Here is an 18,012-nt window from a genome sequence, read left to right on the forward strand (position 1 = left end):
TCATACCATCAGACAAATTTTCTATGTGAAAGACTTGATGTGTGTTCTCTTCATCAAAAGGTGCTCTAACACCTTCTAAATTGGATGCATCACCTAGTACTACAAAACTCGGACGCCACAAAATATCTTCATCAACATCTATAATCCTATGTTCGTTAAATGACAGGTTTTCACCCTGAATGAGCCCTACTCTAAATACCTCAGGACAAACAATTTCGTAATATGCAAAATCGCTAAATGGTCGATGAAACCAAACAGGTTGTGGTGTAATTATTGAAATGGGTACTTTAAAAGTTAAAGCATGAGTACGATTTGTTGTGATCTCTCGATAAACCTTCATTCTTAGTATTTGTTCAGGTTCACCATTTGAAGAAGTTGTCATAAAATTTATTTGCTCTGTTGGCGACATGGCAATTCTTTGCAGATCATTTGATGAAGTAATAGATTTCAAACTAGTAAAATAACAGAATGTTGCGTTATTAACTTCTCTCACACCTTGCAAGTTCCATGGTGAACCTCGCAGGTGAGCACTATTCAATATTTTATTAATTGTATCTTCAGTGGTGAAGTGCTGAACTCTGATGAGAGCCTGATTATCTGGTGTAAAATCACATAAACCTCCAGAATTTTTAATTAAATCAACTGGCCCATAGAAACTACAATCATATAATTGAGCACCGCTTGCATCTGTCCTGATATAACCTGCAGAATTAAACTTTATTATTAATCTTATTGCATAATTGCTTTTAGTTGCTCTTACATCTAATGAAAAACATCCATAAAATTCATCTTCATCCAATTTTATAAATGAGTTTGAGCCGAAAAAAGCTGGCTGAAAGAAAACCCACTGATTATCTATTTCAGCAAATAGAAAATGTGGCATGACCACACTTAATCCGTCAGCATGAACAAGCCTTAATAGAACACGACCTTCATACAATGCGCCAGTTTCATCGTAAGATTGCCCTGCTTCTGAAATACTAAATAAGTCTGACAGCACTTACTTTCCCCCTATAAAGATAGTAAAGTATGAATGGGTAATTATATATCGATATTAATTATTTTTATAGATCATACATGAGTTCAATTACATTTTTCACATAGTTTAATGGGAACATTGTCAATTATAGGTAAGGCCTCTTTATAATAATCAGTTCGAAATGCGTTAAGAATGGGAGCCACTTTTAAAATTTCATAAAAATTGAATTTGTACCCCTCTATCATTGAATACACTTTTAAATGCTGTCTGAACTCTATACTATTCTATAGCAGATAAACTAATTTAAAATTGGAATATCAATGGCGTTAAGTGATCAGATCCGGTTTTGGTTTGGATTTTTGCCTAAAAATGCCGGTCCTTGTATGGCTTTACTTGAGAAGTGCTGCTTGGAGACCATAGTCAGCAGTGGCATTAATCCGCCAATTTTGTTTAAAAACAATATCTGTGCCATGACCGCATGGTGGGCCATCCCCTACACTATTTATTTGTTTCAGCTATTCGAAAAGCCGGAAATCACCCCTCGCCTTATCCAGAAAATGTCGAAAACCATATCGGCCCATGCTCAGGAACAGATGGGGTTTGATCCGGGAAATAAGAAGGACGGATACGGGGATATTTCAAATGCCCTGGATACGCTCATTTTTGAAATGTGCCGCTTATGGGAAGCGATTTTCCGTGAATATTATGAAATCCATGATCGCGTCGATTATCATCAGATGTGTATCTATTTAAAAAGTGTTTTTACAAACCCGGAACTCGGGCTTGCCGAGCGTCTCTGGCTTCGGTTTGAAACGGAAGAAGAAGTGGCCGAATTTAGAAAAATGGCAGAAGAGGATGGTGAGGAATTCATTGACTATCTGGATGATATTGCCGATTGCATTACTAGACTATATATTTATTGTATGGACTATAAAGTGACCTTACCTACTAAATAAGAAACCGAATAATGACTGACCTAAAATCGAAAATTGATGCCCTTTTAAATCATTCTTCAAACTGGAAAGAAGAACGTAAAAAGCTTCATCAAATTATTTTAGGGTGTGGCCTGGACGAAGATGTGAAATGGGGCAAGCTCTGTTACACCTATAAAAAAAGCAATGTTGCCATGATTTATGGCCTTAAAGACCATTGTGCCATTGGCTTTTTTAAAGGGGCGCTGATTAAAGATAAAAGCACTATACTGCAAAAACCCGGTGACAATTCGCAAGCCATGCGCTGGGTTAAATTCAAAAATATTGAGGAAATATCAAAGCTTGAACCCTTGCTGAAAGATTATTTAAAAGAAGCAATAGACATTGAAAATTCAGGTTTAAAAATTGAGTTTAAAGAAAAAAACACCCTCGTTTTTCCGGAAGAATTTAATCAAAAGCTCAAGGAAATGCCTGAATTGAAAAAAGCTTTCAATGCCCTTACCCCTGGCCGGCAGAGAGGGTATAACCTGTATTTTTCAGGTGCCAAACAGGCAAAAACCCGCCTTGCAAGAATTGAAAAATGCATCTCCCCTATTCTTGATGGCAAAGGTTTAAATGACCGTTAACTTAATTGATCATTTAAGCGGTCTTAAAGATGACCGGAAATACCAGTCTTACTTCAGTGCCGGTTTTCGTTTCTGATGAAACATTATTTAGTTTTCTGATTGAAATTTTTGCGCGCAGATGATCAAGCAATTTTCGAACAATAATCAGGCCCAGACCATTGCCATCCTCGCTTGCGATCAGATGCGTATCTTCAGGGTTATCGCAATTCATAATCTGGTTTGCAATCTGATCACTTATGCCATTGCCGTCATCAATTATTCTGATTTCAATTTGATCATTTCCCTGTCTGGTGACCTTGATTTCCACCTTACCATCGACCGGTGAATGCCTTAAGGCGTTTGAGAGAATATTATAAATAACCTGTTTGAAATATCGCCTGTCGGTATCAATCATAATTTTTTCGTCAGAACTGCTTAAGATTATTTTCTGATTTTTCCTTGCCGAAACCGGTCTTAATTCATCAATATAGGTTTCCAGAAAATGGAGTATATCTTCATTTTCCATATGCAGATTAAGTTCACCGGATTCAATTTTTTTATGAATAAGCAGATCATTCACCAAAGACAGAAGATGATTGCCGCCGGAATTTATAAACTCAGCATATTCCTGAACCTTTTCAAGATTATTGGCATAAAGGTCCTTATTTTTGAGCATTTCCGAAAAGCCGATAATGGCATTCAGCGGCGTTCTGAGTTCATGACTCATATGGCCCAGAAAAGTGGCCCTGACATCGAGAGCCTTATTCAGCTCATCAATCTTTTCCTTCAGTTTTTTTCTATTGTAAAAAATTTCCCATCTCTGCTTTTCAAGGACAATTGATGTCAGGATACTAAGCACCATGACGGAAAAAATTCCTAAATCAAAAAACTCAACATGAATAACGTCCACGGATGCCGCCACACCGTAAAATAAAATACTGTTAAAAATTACCAGAGGAATTAAATAAATAAGGGATGCGGAAAAAAATACAGCAATGATTAAGTATACTATTGCAATTGCAGTTATTCCTCCCTCCCCGATCACAGAAATAAATGAAATTAGAAAAGCAAATGCATATCCGCACAATACAGCGCTCCACAAGGAAAAATGCTGAATAGTTATATTTTTAAAATAGGCTAACGAAAGGCCGATTGCTAAATATATGATGGAAAATACACCGGAAACATTTGTAAGATTTATAATCTGATAATAGGGAACATCAGTGTTTACCCCTTTATTACTAAGGGAAAGGAAGAGCATTATAGCTGAAATAACAAATGAAAAAATTTTAATATTTTTTACATTCTGGGAATGCATAAATATTCTAAATTCGGCTTCGCTTTTATAACTGTTTCTCAATAGCTAACCCCAAAAAAAATACTGAGTTTTTTAAACAACTATAGCTATAATAAAAATGAATGATAAATTTATGGTTAAATTAAACCTGTTAAATTTTTATTATAATAATATCCTTTGTAACTAGATGATCATAAAACGCAATTTCCACCTGGAAATATCCTTAATCTTTTACTGAATGCTTTCCTAAAAACCGGTTTCCGTAAATAATCATTCCCACCCCCGCTATGATCACCGCAAAATTAAGCAGATTTTCCGGTCCCAAAACATGGGGCGCGGACCCGACAATCAGACAGAAAATTAAATCAATCAACCCGTGAAATTTGGCTTTTTCAGCCGAACTTGTCAATAATGTAAGCGCCCGGGCGAGTAGGATACCAGCAACAATTAAGGATATAGAGGCTATCATTATCTGCAGCCATGACCCGATTAGAAGAATTCCGGGATTATAAACAAAATAAAACGGCATGATAAAAGCCGAAAGCCCAAGCCTGAGCGCAGCAAGGCTGGTTTTCCTGAAATCTGAATTGGCAAGTCCCGCTGCCGCATAGGACGCAATGGCGACCGGTGGTGTCAGCATGGAGACAAGCCCAAAATAAAAAACAAAGAAATGGGCGGCAATAAGGGGCACACCCATATCGGCAATGGACGGTGCCAATAGCATGGCGACCACAATATATACCGCCGATGTCGGCATACCCATGCCAAGAATGATGGCAATTGCCGCTGTGACCACAAGCATGGCAAATAGACCGTAAAGTTCGCCAATATCACTAAGAGCAAGGGCGAGGTTAAAGCCAATCCCGCTCATATTAATCACCCCGATGATGATCCCTGCCCCGGCGCAGATCATTACCAATAATGTAAACGGTTTTCCAAGCTGAATGATGGAATTATAAACCAGATCCCAATTTGGCAGTTTCCGGTATCTGATCAGGGATAAAATGAGCAGGGAAAGCGTCGAATAAAGCGCTGACTTGGCCGGATTATAAACAAGAACAAACAGAAAAAAGATCAGAATGAAAAGCGGAATGATAAATATCCACCCTTGTTTGAGTACCCCCCTCATTTTTGGGATTTCATCGTCTGTAAGTCCCTCCATCCCCCGGTCCCGCGCGTAAAAATCGACCTGGGCAAATAAAAACAGATAATAAACCAGCGCCGGAATTATGGCTGAAGCAACTATAGTGGCATAGGGAAGCTCCAGATATTCGGCAATGATGAAGGCGGTCGCCCCCATAACCGGTGGCGCAAGCTGGCTGCCGTTTGAAGCCACGGCCTCAATTCCCGCCGCCATATGCCCGGAAAATCCGTGTCTTTTCATCAGCGGGATGGAGACCATACCCGTTGACATGATATTGGCAACGGTTGATCCGCTGACCGTACCCATCATTGAACTGCCAATAATCGCCACTTTGGCTGGTCCGCCGCGCCTTTTGCCAATCAAAGACATGGATATATCGGAAAAGAATGACGTCGCGCCGCTGCTTTGCATGACCTGACCCAGCACCAGAAACCCAAGCACCAGTGTTCCGGCAACGGTCAGGATAAAACCAAGAACGGCACTGCCATCAGAATAAAGATAGATGAACAAGCGGTCAGGATCAGTCTTTGATCCTTCAAAAATACCACCGGCAAGATGGCCAAGAAGTCCATAAATCAGTGAAGTGACAATAACCGCTGCCATGCCGTTTCCTGTGGTTTTACGCACCCCTTCGCACAGCAGCAAAATTGCAATAACCGCAACGGAGAATTTATATATATCCCGTTCATGCTGATGCAGTAGCCAGTATTCATAATTATAGGAGCATAATATCCAGACAAAAAAGGATATAAGCGCAAGTAAAATATCAATAATTCCCGGCTTTTCCCCATAAGGCCAGTATAAAAAGGAAGCGCAGAGCGCAAAGGCAAGCAGGATCGCCAGATAATTGCCATCCAGCACATGAAGACCAAGCTGAAGCGGCACCCCCATGATCCAGACTATGCCCAGCAAAATAGGTAGTCCGAAAATTATCAGATTTATTATTTTCCATGTTGGCTTTTCTGAAAAACCGGATATATCACTCACCGCTACTGTTCCCAAATATCAAGAAGTTTTTGATTACGCTGTTCTGCTTTATCATCCCAGATGGCTTCCCCTTTACCGCTTTTATAATAGTCAATGGCCGCTTTATGATAGGGAAAAGTCTGTGACGCGTGAACAAAATCACTTATTTTTGAAGACGCAATCCCGCTGAATTCCTTTTGCATGGCGGGCCATTCTGAATGAAGCACATCCAAAATACGGACCACTTCCTCATCTTCCAGTGACGCGGGCACCATCAGGTAAATATCCATGGCAAAAATTAGCTTGTCTTTTTCAACGCCGGGATAGTCCCCCGCTTTAACCGGATAAGTGCCAAAGCCAGGGGCTTTATCACTGATGAAGGGATCAGCTGAGCTATCCCGTTCAAGATCAAGAACATTTATCCCCACGGTGGCATCCGCTTTTTTTACAACCCCCATGCGAAGACTGCCGGGGGACGCATCGGCATTTCCTTCAACAACCGCTTCCATCCCCTGCCCGACACCGGACACGGTCACAACCTGAACATCATTTTCACTCAAACCCGCCGCTTCCAGCATAGCCCCGGCCATCAGGTTTATGGCGTGGGCTGCGGTGACTTCCAGCACCACTTTTTTACCCTTAAGATCAGCAACAGTTTTAATACCGCTCTCTTTTTTGGTCATAAAGGCAAAGGGCATCGCCCAAAGCCGCGCAACCGCCCGCAGGTTTTTATTGGCTTCGCGGCCGATCCCGGCATAGGCCGTGCCTCCATCCACCATGGACGTGAGCCCCATTTCGACATCACCATTATTAACCACAGGGATAAAAACACTTGGCCCGATATAGGGCTGCGCCGTCACGCGAATGCGGAGTGATTTCTGTAAATGCTTCGCCAGCACCGTGCCAAACATATGCATGGAACTGCCGGTAAAACCGGTCGCCAGTTTTAACTGTTTTCTGGCGGCAAGCGTTTCCGACAAGGGCAGAATGATAAGCGCGGCACTGAGGAATAAAGCACTAAGTTTTTTAAAAATTCCGTCCATTTATTCTTCGCTCCTATTCATCACTCATCTGCCGGTGGTGTATATTTGACGACCTTCTGATCAATTTTACCGAAAATGGATTTTCCGGCCCGGTCAAAAATTTCAATTTCAATGCGGTCGCCAAACTGCATGAATGGGGTTATCGCTTTCCCCTTCTTTAATATTTCAAGCGCGCGGACCTCCGCAAGGCAGCTTGAGCCAAGCGGGGAACCTTCATTCGCCACTGTACCGGACCCGATCACCGTCCCCGCCATTAGTGAGCGTGATTTTGCCGCGTGTGAGACAAGCGTACAAAAATCAAATGTCATATCAATGCCCGCTTCCGGTGCCCCAATTTCCTTACCGTTTAATGTGCTGACAATCGGCAGCGATAATTTCCCGCCGTCCCACGCCGCGCCAAGTTCATCCGGCGTAACAAAAACCGGCGGGAAGGACGTCCATGGTTTTGTCTGGTAAAAGCCAAACTGTTTAACAATTTCCTTCGGCACCAGATTGCGTAAAGTCACATCATTTAAAAAGGAAATAAGTTTTATATGTTTAGCCGCCCCTTTGACACTGGTACCAGCCGGCACATCATCAGTTATTACGGCGATTTCCGCTTCAAAATCTATGCCCCATTCTTCAACTTCAAAGGGCAGATCATCATTGGGGCCCAGAAATGCATCAGACGCGCCCATATACATCAGCGGGTCGGTCCAGAAACTTTCGGGTAGCTCGGCCCCGCGGGTTTTTCTGACCAGTTCCACATGGGTGACATAGGCACTGCCATCAGCCCAGTGATATGATCTTGGTAATGGTGCATCGCATTTTGCCGGATCAAACGGTTCACCCTCAATTGAACCATTTTCCAGATCTTCATAAATTTTCTGTAATTTCGGTGCTGATTGTTCCCACTCATCCAGGGCCGCCTGCATGGTGCTGGCGACAGCCGTAGCAGGGGTATATCGCTTCAGATCCTTAGATACAACAACAAGCGCGCCATCACGACCGCTTTTTAAAGATGCTAACTTCATTAATATTTTGTCTTTCTTGCGGGTCTTTTACCTGTTGACGGAATTTCGTCACATCATGCCTCTTTGCATAAAGTCATATAATATTTATGAATTATCAGCAAGCTTAAGTGGAAACTTTCCGGACTAGTTTTCCAGATTGCAGCCAAGCAGTCCCGATACAGAAATGATCGTTTCGCTTTTATCAGCATTTTTCACGGTCATTATACCATTGGGAATTTTTATTCCTTCATAAAGATTTCGGCCCTCATCCGGGACAAGCCTGATATCAAGAATAACATTATTCCCCACATAATGCTGCCGCGCGTAAAAGCCGGGAAGCACGGCTTCACTGGCCTGATCCCGCTTCATGATCAGTGCCTGCCCGCTGACCAGAACTTTTGCCTGATCGGTGGCAATATTCTGGGTAAAGACCAGCGGTCTGTTATCCTGCTTCGCCCAGAGGAATATGGTACATTCCCCTTTATTCATTTCCTGTGGTGGCAGGGTCAGTAACACCGTTGCTCTTACAGATGATGACACCCGAGCCGAAGTGACCGGACCGGGCCCCGGCCCGGCACCACGCATTCCCGGTGGATGCCCAAGTCCCACTTTTGCACTACATCCGGCTAAGGATAGAACAATAAGGGATAAAAGCAGCCATGAGGATTTTTTTGTTAATTTTTTCATCTGTCTATCTCCATAACCGTTTGCCAGAAACCATTTGCCTTTGTAAATCCCCTTGCCGACAATTCATTGGTCACACGCGGCAGATCGTTAAGACTTTCCGGCAGCTTTATATTTATCATCGCTTTTGATGCCTGTTCATTAAGTTCCCCGCTTAGTGAAATTTCAAATCCCTGCCCGCTTGTCTGAAGTGTCATATTTATATTGCCATCATCACATTGACCCTGCCCACTTAGGGGTGGCAATTCCAGCGCAAGACCTGAAAAAAGTAAATCCGTCAGATTTGATTTAATCATAAAATTCCCGGCTCGGCATTGTCCATTTTCACCTATTTTCAGCTGATCTGAGTTCAAAATAAAATCCGTCGGAAAACTATTGGTATTTTTGGAAACAATAACGTTCGCAGAAGCATGAATATCGTTAAGAATAAAATCACCCTGACCAGCACTTGTTATGGTTCCGGTAATCTGCCCCTGATTATTTTCTGCCTTGAAACCCGCTGCAAGCTGAAACAGCAATAATTTACCGATTTTGGGTTCAAGCTCCAATTTATGAATTGGGTAACCGTCAAAAATCGCATCATAGATTTCCACCTGCCAGAGAGTTCCCTCTATCGAGCGATAATTTAAGCCTGTATTCCTTAACCATCCGCCGATTATGCCTGCCGGTAAATTGAAAATGCTCAGCAAAACGAAAGCGGCAACAAATAAAATAATCAGATATTTTTTTGGAAATACGGAATGATCGGAAAGGCTTAAACTTGTCATTTTATATCCCCTGCAAATTCAAACTGCCCCCGCAGACTTTCTGAGTTTGCGTTTTTCTGTAACGACAATTTTTTGACCTCACGGTCATAACGACTATTCATTAAAAGAAGCCAGTTAAATATCTGATCTGTTTTTGCCGCATCAATCCAGAAGGATACATCACCATCACGGCCCGGCTGTATCCGGGAAATGGCAATACCTGTTTCTTTTGAAGCGATCGTTGCCGCTTCCCTTAAGTCAACTGCTCCCATTTTTTGATCCGGGCTTTTAATACCGCGTGAAGCTTCCGCCTTTGAGGCAAGTTCAAGAATTCTCGAGTAAGCGGCTTTTTCCGCTTCCATTGCCCGCCTTGAGGTTTGCTCTTTTTCAATCAGCGGCCTGATCATGAGCAGATAGATAAAAAAGATCGCAACCACTAACCCGCACAGGCAGATCAGCAGCTGTTCTCTTTCCGTCAGTCCTGACCAGAATGCTTTCATCAAACACCCCCTGTAATCATGAAACTGCTGAAAATCATGGTTCCATCCTGGCTGCTGTCCCCTTGCGTGACAGTGAGCCCTGCATTCTCAAGCATACTTTCAAAAGATGTCGCCTCAGCATAATTCTCGGAAATCACGGTAATATTCATAACCGGCTCACCGCTATTTTTATCATAACTAAGGCTTTCAAGTCTTACGCCACCTGACTGGCTGACCGCTTTGAATATGGTGTCTGAAAGGGATAAAAACGCCTGTCCCGAGCCATCGTTTTCACTGGTCGTCAGGTTTCTCATCTGCGCCTCGACATTGACGATACGCTTTACGTCTGGATATGTTTTTTTGAATATTTGAGTGGAGGCATCGGCATAACTCTGTCTTTGTTTTGCATTATCCGCAATCATCAATGACATACTGATGATCCAGATGATAAGCCCGGCAAGCAATATAAACCCAAGTCGGTAGGCAGGCCGGAAATAAGCCATAATAGGCATCCGCGGACTATATTTACCGCTGGCTAAGCCAACTCCATCCGGCATGTCTTCCGACGGTGTGGCCTCATGGGTTTGATGACCTTTTACAACATGGTCAAGCACATTCACATTTACGCAAAAACCGGTTCCATCGCTGCGGCGCGCCAATATGCGCTCGCCATCATTATAAATAGCAATTCCACTTGTCGGAACTTTTATCAATGCATAATCCGGCCAGGCGGCTTTTAAAATTTTCCCTTTTTTCGCGGCCATTTCCTTTGCTGCCATCATGACTTTATGATCGCAGACACCAATCAGATATTGGCCGTTTTCAAATTTTTTTATTATTGAAATATGAACTTCATCCACATTTCCGGCCAGATAATCAGCCATTACCCCGGGTAAAATTTTCAAAAGCTTTGCCGATGGCAGATCAGGAAGCGTCACAACGAAGAAACTGACCGCTTCCCCGGGAAGGATTGCAACGGTGTCAGCGTAATTCGCGCTTTCAATAATTTTGATCTGCTCAATCATCGTTTAAGTCCCTGCCATCCGGCTAATCAGCTCATATGTGCCATCATCCTTAATCAGTATGACACTTTGCCGGCTTATTCTGGCATCAAAATATTCCACTTCGATTGTTAATCTATAGCGTTTAGCGCTCACCTGAAACTGCTTTCTGATCGCGTTATCAATTTCCTTATTTATTAAGAGCGGATTGTTCCAGAATCTCGCAACATTATCATATCCGGCGGCCGGTCTTTCTTCGATGACAGACCTTACTGCTTCCAGCGGATATTCCGGCCCCAAAAGCGCCCGAATAAAGAGTGCCTGATCGGGACGGATGGAATTTAAATTAACGACCGTTTGCATTAAAAGCGGGTCAACACAGGTAAATTTTGATAGGACCTCAATAAGCTCAGGTGTATAGCCGCGCACAAGCCGTAGTTCATTGAGTTCACGGATCGGATAATTGGCGGCGCGGTAGGGAACCTCGGCTTGCGAATAACTGAAAGATTCAGCGCCGGATTGCATTGGCCGATCATCGGTATCCTGCCAGTCCACAAGGGCCGCTGCCAATGACTGTGCCTGTCTTTCACCTATACCAATTTCCCTTAAAAGCTGGATGTACTGTTCATAGCCGATCTGGTTGACTTCAAATCCCTCTGCATTGTTGGCCGCAACCAGTGAATTTAAGTTAAAGCAATTGGAATATTCCGCGAGCTCGCCCTTAACCGTCCCGCCGTCAATGGGGAAAGTGACCTTCTGACGATCATCATCAATACCCATCACGGCAGCCAGCGTTTGATTTTTAGCGAGTTTCACAGCCTGATTGGCGCCAACAATTTCGGCCGCATGGGCAAACTGATCCGCCTGATAATATTCAGAACGGCTGACGATATTTTTTGTAAATAGCCCAAGTTCATCAAATGTCGCGACCATCGCTGCGCTCATCACCGAAACAAGCAGTAAAACCGATATAAGGGCAGCGCCATCATCATTTTTTAAGAAATTCATTGCCCTGCCCCCATCTGAAATACATTTCGGTAGGATGTCTGTTGCCCGTTCTCCGGATTGTTTATCTGCCAGGTCATTTCAATAGCTTTTGGAAAGCGGGCTTTATTGGGGCCCGCTGCCATAATCCAGTTATCCTGCCAAAGAAACCCGTCATAATATTTAAGCGCGACCCCACCGACATGATCCAGCAATATATAATCCCGAAACGGCGTGTTTTCGGTGATATAAGGTCTTTCATATGACCGTCTGACCAGTTTTTTATCCCGGACCAGATAATAAACCGTTTCCGCCGGCGACATGGTCTGATCAACAGCGGCAAACTCACTACCACTTCTGGTAAAACCGATTAATTTTATTACCTTTTCATCTGTTTCATTGGGCTCCGTTGCTGGCCGTGGACTGGCGTGGCTCAGGTCATCCCGAATTTGCAGGCGTGCTTTTTCAATCTGCTTCAGATCACCAAGTCTGGTCATCATCATCTGGTTGGCATCGGCAAAATTACTCATAATGCTCAGGGTAATTAAGGACACAACCGACAGGATAAAAACCGCCACCAGCGTTTCAATAAGGCTGAAACCATCTTCCTGCTTTATGGTATTTTGGGCCATACTCATTTAACTTTTCTAAACCCGTTAAGCCGGTAAAGCGTATCTGTTGACCCTTCCCGGCTAACGGAAAGCGCGATGGTCATTAAGGGTTGGTTCGGAATGCGTGAAATAACGGCCTGCCAGGTATAATCAAACCCTGCCTGATTTTCAGTGCCCTGACGCATTCCCGGTTCCGGTGGAATTTCTGAAACACTTAATTCAGTTAAAGCATTTTCCGCAACAAAGCGGGCAATTTCCTTTTCATTTAATTGACTGCTGCTTCTGATCGCGGTGGATTGGGTCGCCATCATCGGAATAACGGCAAGCGACAATATCGCAATTGCCACCAGCAATTCCAGTAGTGAAAAACCATCCTGCGCGGAAGCCGCCTTCATCATCAGCCTTCCTCAGTCCAGTTGCCGATATCAAGGTCAAGCCCTTCCCCGCCCAGGCGGCCATCAGCCCCATATGAAAATATATCAAACGTACCATGTTCCCCCGGGATCAGATATTGATATTCATGACCCCATGGGTCCTTCGGCAATGTTTTGATATATCCCTGATTGCGGAAATTGCTGCCCTCAGGCGCTTTCGATAAAATTTCGATCCCCTGTTCCTTACTCGGATATTTCATCTGATCCATGCGATACATTTCAACGGCCTGGGCAATGGTGCTGATATCGGCTTTTGCTTTTTCCACCATGGCACGGTCACGGTTCGGCATGACATTGATCACCACCACTGTCGTCAGCAGGCCCATAATCACCACAACCACCATCAGCTCAATCAGCGAAAAACCATCTTCCGCTTTAATCCCTTGCGATAATGCTTTCAGCTTATTCAATATTTTTATCAGCATAGTAAATTCCTTACATTAAAATCAGGCTGTTAAGCCGCATGATCGGCAGCATGATCGACATCACAATAAGCCCCACCATCAGACCCATAATGATCACAATCATCGGCTCAAGCAGGCTGAGTGCCTTTTGACTGATTCCTTCAAATTCCGCTTCAAGATAATCGGCAATTTTAACCAGCATGTAGGATAGTCGCCCACTTTTTTCCCCCATTGAGCACATATAAATGAGCAGCGGCGCAAAAACCCCGGTTCTTTTCATGGCAACGGAGAGCGAATGCCCCTCGCGCACATTAAGATAAACAGTGTCAATCGCATCCCTGATCACTTCATTGCTGACGGTTTCTTTTGCCGCACGGATGCTTTCCAGAACCGGGCTGCCCCCATCAATCAGGGTTCCCATTGTTCTGGCAAAACGGGCGCTGGAAACCGATAAAATAAGGCGCCCGATAAAAGGAAGTTTTAGCAAAAATCCATGAATTTTCAGCCTTACCGATTTTCTTTTCCCCAATGACATAAATAAGAAAACAAGCCCGATGATGCCGATTAGCAGAAAAAGCCCGTAATTCACCAGAAAAGATGATATCGCCATCACGGCGCGGGTAAGTCCCGGCAGTTCGGCACCAATATTTTCGAACTGCGAAACCACTTTCGGCACCACAAATGTCATCAAAATCACCAGCACCGCCGTCGCCACCACACTCAGCACAATTGGATAAATCAGCGCTGTGCTGACCTTATTTTTTATGTCCTGACTTTTTTCACTGTAATCGGCAATCCGCTCCATAACAGGGCCAAGATTTCCCGATGCTTCCCCCGCCGCTATCATCGCCCGGTAAAGAGCCGGGAAACTGGCACTTTCTGACTTCATGGCGTCGGATAGTTTTGATCCTTCCGAAACCTGGGCACGGATTTTGGTCAGAATATTTCTGAGCAATGGTTTTTCACTTTGTTTTGAAAGGGCACCAAGCGCCTCCTCTATCGGGGTGCCGGCACTGAACATTGTTGCCATCTGGCGGGTCAGAAGGGTCAGATCCTTTGAGCTGATGGCTTTGTGTCGGGAAAAGGACAAACCACCAATGGTATGTCCGCTTTTATCCTTTCCCAGTTTTATATCAACCGGAAATAATGAAATAGCCCTAAGCTTCTGCCGTGCATCACGAAGGCTATCGGCGGCAATTACCCCTTTTCTGGTCTGCCCGGCGCTGTCCAATGCTTCATAATTATAGGCCGGCATCACTATTATCCTGTAATTTTGAAACCCGCATCACTTCTTCAATTGTCGTGATGCCGGAGAGGATCAGCTCACGGCCATTATCCGCCATGGTTGAATTATTTTTAAAGGCAAGCTCAGCCATTTTTTGTTCACTTGCCCCTTCCTGTATAAGCACCCGGAAATCATCATTGACGGTAATAAGCTCATAAATGGCGGTACGGCCCCGATAGCCGGTATTTTTACAATCAACACACCCGACAGGGCGACAGGCCATTTTGGCATTTTCAATATCCACATTCATTTGGGCGAGAAAGGCTTCCGTCGGCTCAATTTCCGTTTTGCAGTTATTGCAAAGTTTGCGGACAAGCCGCTGGGCCAGAATGGCATTCACCGATGATGCCAGCAGATATCTTTCAATACCCATATCAACAAGCCTTGTAATCGCTGAAACCGCACTGTTCGTATGAACCGTTGAAAGCACCAGATGCCCGGTCAAACTCGCCTGAACTGCCATTTCCGCCGTTTCCATATCGCGGATTTCCCCGACCATGACCACATCAGGGTCCTGCCTTAATATCGAACGAAGCCCACTGGCAAAGGTCATCCCCACTTTTGAATTGACCTGGGTCTGGCTGATGCCGGGAAGCGCATATTCAACCGGGTCTTCCACGGTCATAATATTTCGTGACTGGTCATTTAGGTAAGTAAGCGCCGCATAAAGCGTGGTTGTTTTTCCCGATCCGGTCGGACCTGTGACCAGAATGATTCCATTTGGTTCGGATAAGGCACCATGCAGTCTTTTGAGGGTTTTGCTGTCAATCCCAAGATCGGACAGCTTGATTTTTGCACTATCCGTATCAAGAAGCCGCATCACCACCCGTTCGCCGTAACGTATTGGCAATGTTGACACGCGAACGTCATAGGCTTTCCCCCCAAGAGTAAGCGAAAGCCGCCCGTCCTGCGGCGTGCGTTTTTCGGCAATATCAAGCCTTGCCATCACTTTAATTCTTGAAACCAGATAAGGCGCCAGTTTTGGTGACAGGGATGCCAGCTCCGTCAGCACACCATCAATACGAATTCTGATTTTTACACTATCCTCGAAAGGCTCCAGATGGATATCCGACGCTCCGGAGCGCACTGATTCACTTAAGAGTGAATTAAGCAGTCGGATGACCGGCGCATCATCATCACCGCCAAGCAGGTCAGCCGATCTTTCCACCCCTTCCAGAATACTATCGAGATCTTCATCCTGTTTTTCCTCAGTCGAGGTATCAATATCATCCTGAAGATTGCGTGTGGAATAAATGCTTGAAAGAATTTCCCCATATTCTTCTGCCGAGAATTCTTTAATTTCTTCAACAGAACCAAAAACACGCAGCACTTCCGGGATCATATTGCGGTTTGCATCCGGCCCCATACAAAGCGTATAACCATTGTCATCCTCACCGATCAAAATGCTGTTTGCCTTGGCAAAGCTGTAAGGCAGCAAATGAGGGTCACGATAGGTTGGTTTTTCTATTTTTTTCTCATTGCCCATGGTCATCACTCATTGGTTTTTGGTTCGTTTCAATGACATTCTGCAACAGATCGTCAATGGACAGTTTTGATCCTGAAACCACCTGACGCTCACGCATATAATTGACTTTGTTATTGGTCACCCTTGTCCGATCATTCTTGTCACGAACGATGGTCGGACGCAGGAATATCATCAAATTGGTGTTGTCCCTGGTTTTTCCCTGGCTTTTAAAAGCATTTCCAAGCAACGGAATATCCCCAAGCAGCGGCACTTTATCGACACTGATCCGCTCATTTTGCTGGATAAGACCGCCAATCACGATAATTTCACCATCATTGACCCTGACGGTGGTCTGGATTTCCCGTTTATTGGTCACAAGTTCAGATGAATTGGCGCTTACCGGACCGGAAATGGAGGAAACTTCCTGACGGATATCAAGCCTGATTTCATTATTATCATTTATCTGCGGTTTTATATCGAGCTGGATACCGACATTTTTTCGCTCAATTGTCCTGAATGGATTACTATTGGCACTACCCAATGCTTCGCCCGTGGTAATGGGGATTTCCTGCCCGGCCAGAAATGTTGCACTTTCATTATTAAGCGCCATTACCGATGGCGTTGACAGAATATTGCTGTCCGTATCACTGGCAAGAGCATTCAGGATCACACCAAATACGCCGCCATCTGCTCGGCGGCCCGCTGCCCCGATTGCAAAACCGTCAAGCCCTAAAAAACTGTCCACGGCGGCCGCCTTTAAAATATCAGACGCACTGGTGCCGGATGAGCTGTCCCCGTCATTGACAACAATCGCCCCTGTCGCGGCAAGTATATTGGGCGCGGAATTTGAATAATTGGCAACGGTGAAGGGAATATTGCTGCTGTCGCCACCGGCGAGAACATATTGAAGCCCCAGTTCCTTGGATGCGTTTTCCGATACCTCAACCACGATCGCTTCAACCAATACCTGATCCTGCGGAATATCCAGTTGATTGATTACATCCGCCAGCCTTTGCTGCATTTCCGGACCGGCATTAATCACCAGTGAATTGGTGCCCTGAAATTCGGCAATGGTCACGTCATTATTGCCGGATTTACCGGGGGTGTTCTGGTCTTCCCCCTGCATGGCATCGACCAGCTGCTGCAACACCGGAACCATTTTATCGGTCGTGGCATATTTAAGGCGGATCATCCGCATATCACCGCGGCTGGCATTGTTTTGATCAATATCAGCGAGGATCGGCATATACTGATCCAGCACTTCCGGCATTCCTTTTAAAATAAGGGAATTGCTGCCCCTGACCGGAATGGTTTGAAGAAGCGGTTTTGCCTCACCATTAAAAGCGGATTGTGATGTCAGTTGCGTGGCAATTTCCGCCATTTCATTGGGGGACGTGTGAATAAGATTAAGAGTTCTGATCACTGACTGATCCGCATCCAAAGATGCTATGATTTGGGCAATCCTGATCAGATTATCCGCATGATCGGTGACAACCACCATTGGCAGTCCTTCACGGGCAAAATTGCTGCCGTTTCTGGCGATATAAGGCTTAATCGCCGCAGAAATGGTCATCGGGTCAGCATGCTTAACCCGAAATACCCGGGTGACGAGCGCATCGCCAGTGGCATTTTGATTAACCGGTCCACCATCCCCAAGCGCCAGTTCACTTTTGACAATTTTATAGGCACCACCAGATGTTGGTACCGCCGCCATGCCATTAACTTTCAGGACAGACAAAAGCGTTTCAAACAATAAATCACCGGAAATCGGTTCTGATGAAATCAGATTGACTTTGCCATTTACCTGCGGGTCAATGATAAATGTTTTATGGGTTTCGAGCGCCACATCCTCAATGAATGAACGAAGCTCCGCATCCTGATAATTTAAGGTCACATCAGACTGCTGTGAAAATGCCGGTAGCGCGGTAAGGCACAAAAAAATGCTGAGTAAATATTTCAAT

The 18,012-nt window shown here is 44.5% G+C and carries 18 protein-coding genes; 2 read left to right on the forward strand and 16 right to left on the reverse strand.

The window, feature by feature from the left end:
- On the reverse strand, nt 1-1,000 hold a 1,000-nt coding region (locus R3D86_00005; GenBank protein MEZ5756580.1), incomplete at its 3' end, for a hypothetical protein.
- 299 nt (nt 1,001-1,299) lie between these two features.
- On the opposite strand from R3D86_00005, the gene R3D86_00010 reads away from it, so the two are divergent.
- Both R3D86_00010 and R3D86_00015 read left to right on the forward strand, forming a co-directional pair.
- Nucleotides 1,300-1,935 (forward strand): hypothetical protein, encoded by a 636-nt coding sequence (locus tag R3D86_00010; GenBank protein MEZ5756581.1) that lies wholly within the window; start codon nt 1,300-1,302, stop codon nt 1,933-1,935.
- Between the two features lie 11 nt (nt 1,936-1,946).
- Entirely contained in the window at nt 1,947-2,537 is a 591-nt protein-coding gene (locus R3D86_00015; protein ID MEZ5756582.1) for a DUF1801 domain-containing protein, read from the forward strand.
- 13 nt (nt 2,538-2,550) lie between these two features.
- Here the strand turns inward: R3D86_00015 and R3D86_00020 are convergent, their stop codons facing one another.
- The 15 genes from R3D86_00020 to gspD form a co-directional block, all read right to left on the reverse strand.
- Nucleotides 2,551-3,426, reverse strand: a complete 876-nt coding sequence (locus R3D86_00020; GenBank protein MEZ5756583.1) for a HAMP domain-containing sensor histidine kinase — start codon at nt 3,424-3,426, stop codon at nt 2,551-2,553.
- Between the two features lie 610 nt (nt 3,427-4,036).
- The gene (locus R3D86_00025) at nt 4,037-5,944 is read right to left on the reverse strand and encodes a TRAP transporter fused permease subunit (protein MEZ5756584.1); all 1,908 of its coding nucleotides are present in this window, start codon (nt 5,942-5,944) and stop codon (nt 4,037-4,039) included.
- Nucleotides 5,945-5,946: 2 nt separating this feature from the next.
- Entirely contained in the window at nt 5,947-6,966 is a 1,020-nt protein-coding gene (locus R3D86_00030; GenBank protein ID MEZ5756585.1) for a TAXI family TRAP transporter solute-binding subunit, read from the reverse strand.
- A 20-nt stretch (nt 6,967-6,986) separates the two neighbouring features.
- Nucleotides 6,987-7,979: a fumarylacetoacetate hydrolase family protein gene (locus tag R3D86_00035; protein MEZ5756586.1), complete on the reverse strand. Its 993-nt coding sequence runs from the start codon at nt 7,977-7,979 to the stop codon at nt 6,987-6,989.
- Between the two features lie 123 nt (nt 7,980-8,102).
- Nucleotides 8,103-8,645, reverse strand: a complete 543-nt coding sequence (locus tag R3D86_00040; protein ID MEZ5756587.1) for a hypothetical protein — start codon at nt 8,643-8,645, stop codon at nt 8,103-8,105.
- A complete protein-coding gene (gene gspN, locus R3D86_00045) occupies nt 8,642-9,409 on the reverse strand; it encodes a type II secretion system protein N (protein ID MEZ5756588.1) in 768 nt (255 codons plus the stop codon). The genes R3D86_00040 and gspN overlap by 4 nt, the downstream gene beginning before the upstream one ends.
- Nucleotides 9,406-9,888, reverse strand: a complete 483-nt coding sequence (locus R3D86_00050) for a type II secretion system protein M (protein ID MEZ5756589.1) — start codon at nt 9,886-9,888, stop codon at nt 9,406-9,408. Before R3D86_00050 ends, gspN begins: the two co-directional genes overlap by 4 nt.
- Nucleotides 9,888-10,892 (reverse strand): type II secretion system protein GspL, encoded by a 1,005-nt coding sequence (gene gspL / locus R3D86_00055; GenBank protein ID MEZ5756590.1) that lies wholly within the window; start codon nt 10,890-10,892, stop codon nt 9,888-9,890. The genes R3D86_00050 and gspL overlap by 1 nt, the downstream gene beginning before the upstream one ends.
- 3 nt (nt 10,893-10,895) lie before the next feature.
- A complete protein-coding gene (gspK, locus tag R3D86_00060) occupies nt 10,896-11,876 on the reverse strand; it encodes a type II secretion system minor pseudopilin GspK (GenBank protein MEZ5756591.1) in 981 nt (326 codons plus the stop codon).
- Complete coding sequence (locus R3D86_00065) at nt 11,873-12,490, reverse strand: type II secretion system protein GspJ (protein MEZ5756592.1); 618 nt, start codon at nt 12,488-12,490, stop codon at nt 11,873-11,875. The genes gspK and R3D86_00065 overlap by 4 nt, the downstream gene beginning before the upstream one ends.
- A complete protein-coding gene (gene gspI, locus R3D86_00070) occupies nt 12,487-12,861 on the reverse strand; it encodes a type II secretion system minor pseudopilin GspI (GenBank protein MEZ5756593.1) in 375 nt (124 codons plus the stop codon). The genes R3D86_00065 and gspI overlap by 4 nt, the downstream gene beginning before the upstream one ends.
- Entirely contained in the window at nt 12,861-13,322 is a 462-nt protein-coding gene (gspG, locus tag R3D86_00075) for a type II secretion system major pseudopilin GspG (protein MEZ5756594.1), read from the reverse strand. The genes gspI and gspG overlap by 1 nt, the downstream gene beginning before the upstream one ends.
- Nucleotides 13,323-13,332: 10 nt before the next feature.
- The gene (gene gspF / locus R3D86_00080; protein MEZ5756595.1) at nt 13,333-14,556 is read right to left on the reverse strand and encodes a type II secretion system inner membrane protein GspF; all 1,224 of its coding nucleotides are present in this window, start codon (nt 14,554-14,556) and stop codon (nt 13,333-13,335) included.
- Nucleotides 14,543-16,072, reverse strand: coding sequence for a type II secretion system ATPase GspE (gene gspE / locus R3D86_00085; GenBank protein ID MEZ5756596.1), 1,530 nt, complete (start codon nt 16,070-16,072; stop codon nt 14,543-14,545). The genes gspF and gspE overlap by 14 nt, the downstream gene beginning before the upstream one ends.
- Nucleotides 16,062-18,011 (reverse strand): type II secretion system secretin GspD, encoded by a 1,950-nt coding sequence (gene gspD / locus R3D86_00090; protein MEZ5756597.1) that lies wholly within the window; start codon nt 18,009-18,011, stop codon nt 16,062-16,064. The genes gspE and gspD overlap by 11 nt, the downstream gene beginning before the upstream one ends.
- Nucleotide 18,012 lies beyond the last annotated feature (1 nt).

Source organism: Emcibacteraceae bacterium (assembly GCA_041396985.1).
Taxonomy (GTDB): domain Bacteria; phylum Pseudomonadota; class Alphaproteobacteria; order Sphingomonadales; family Emcibacteraceae; genus Pseudemcibacter.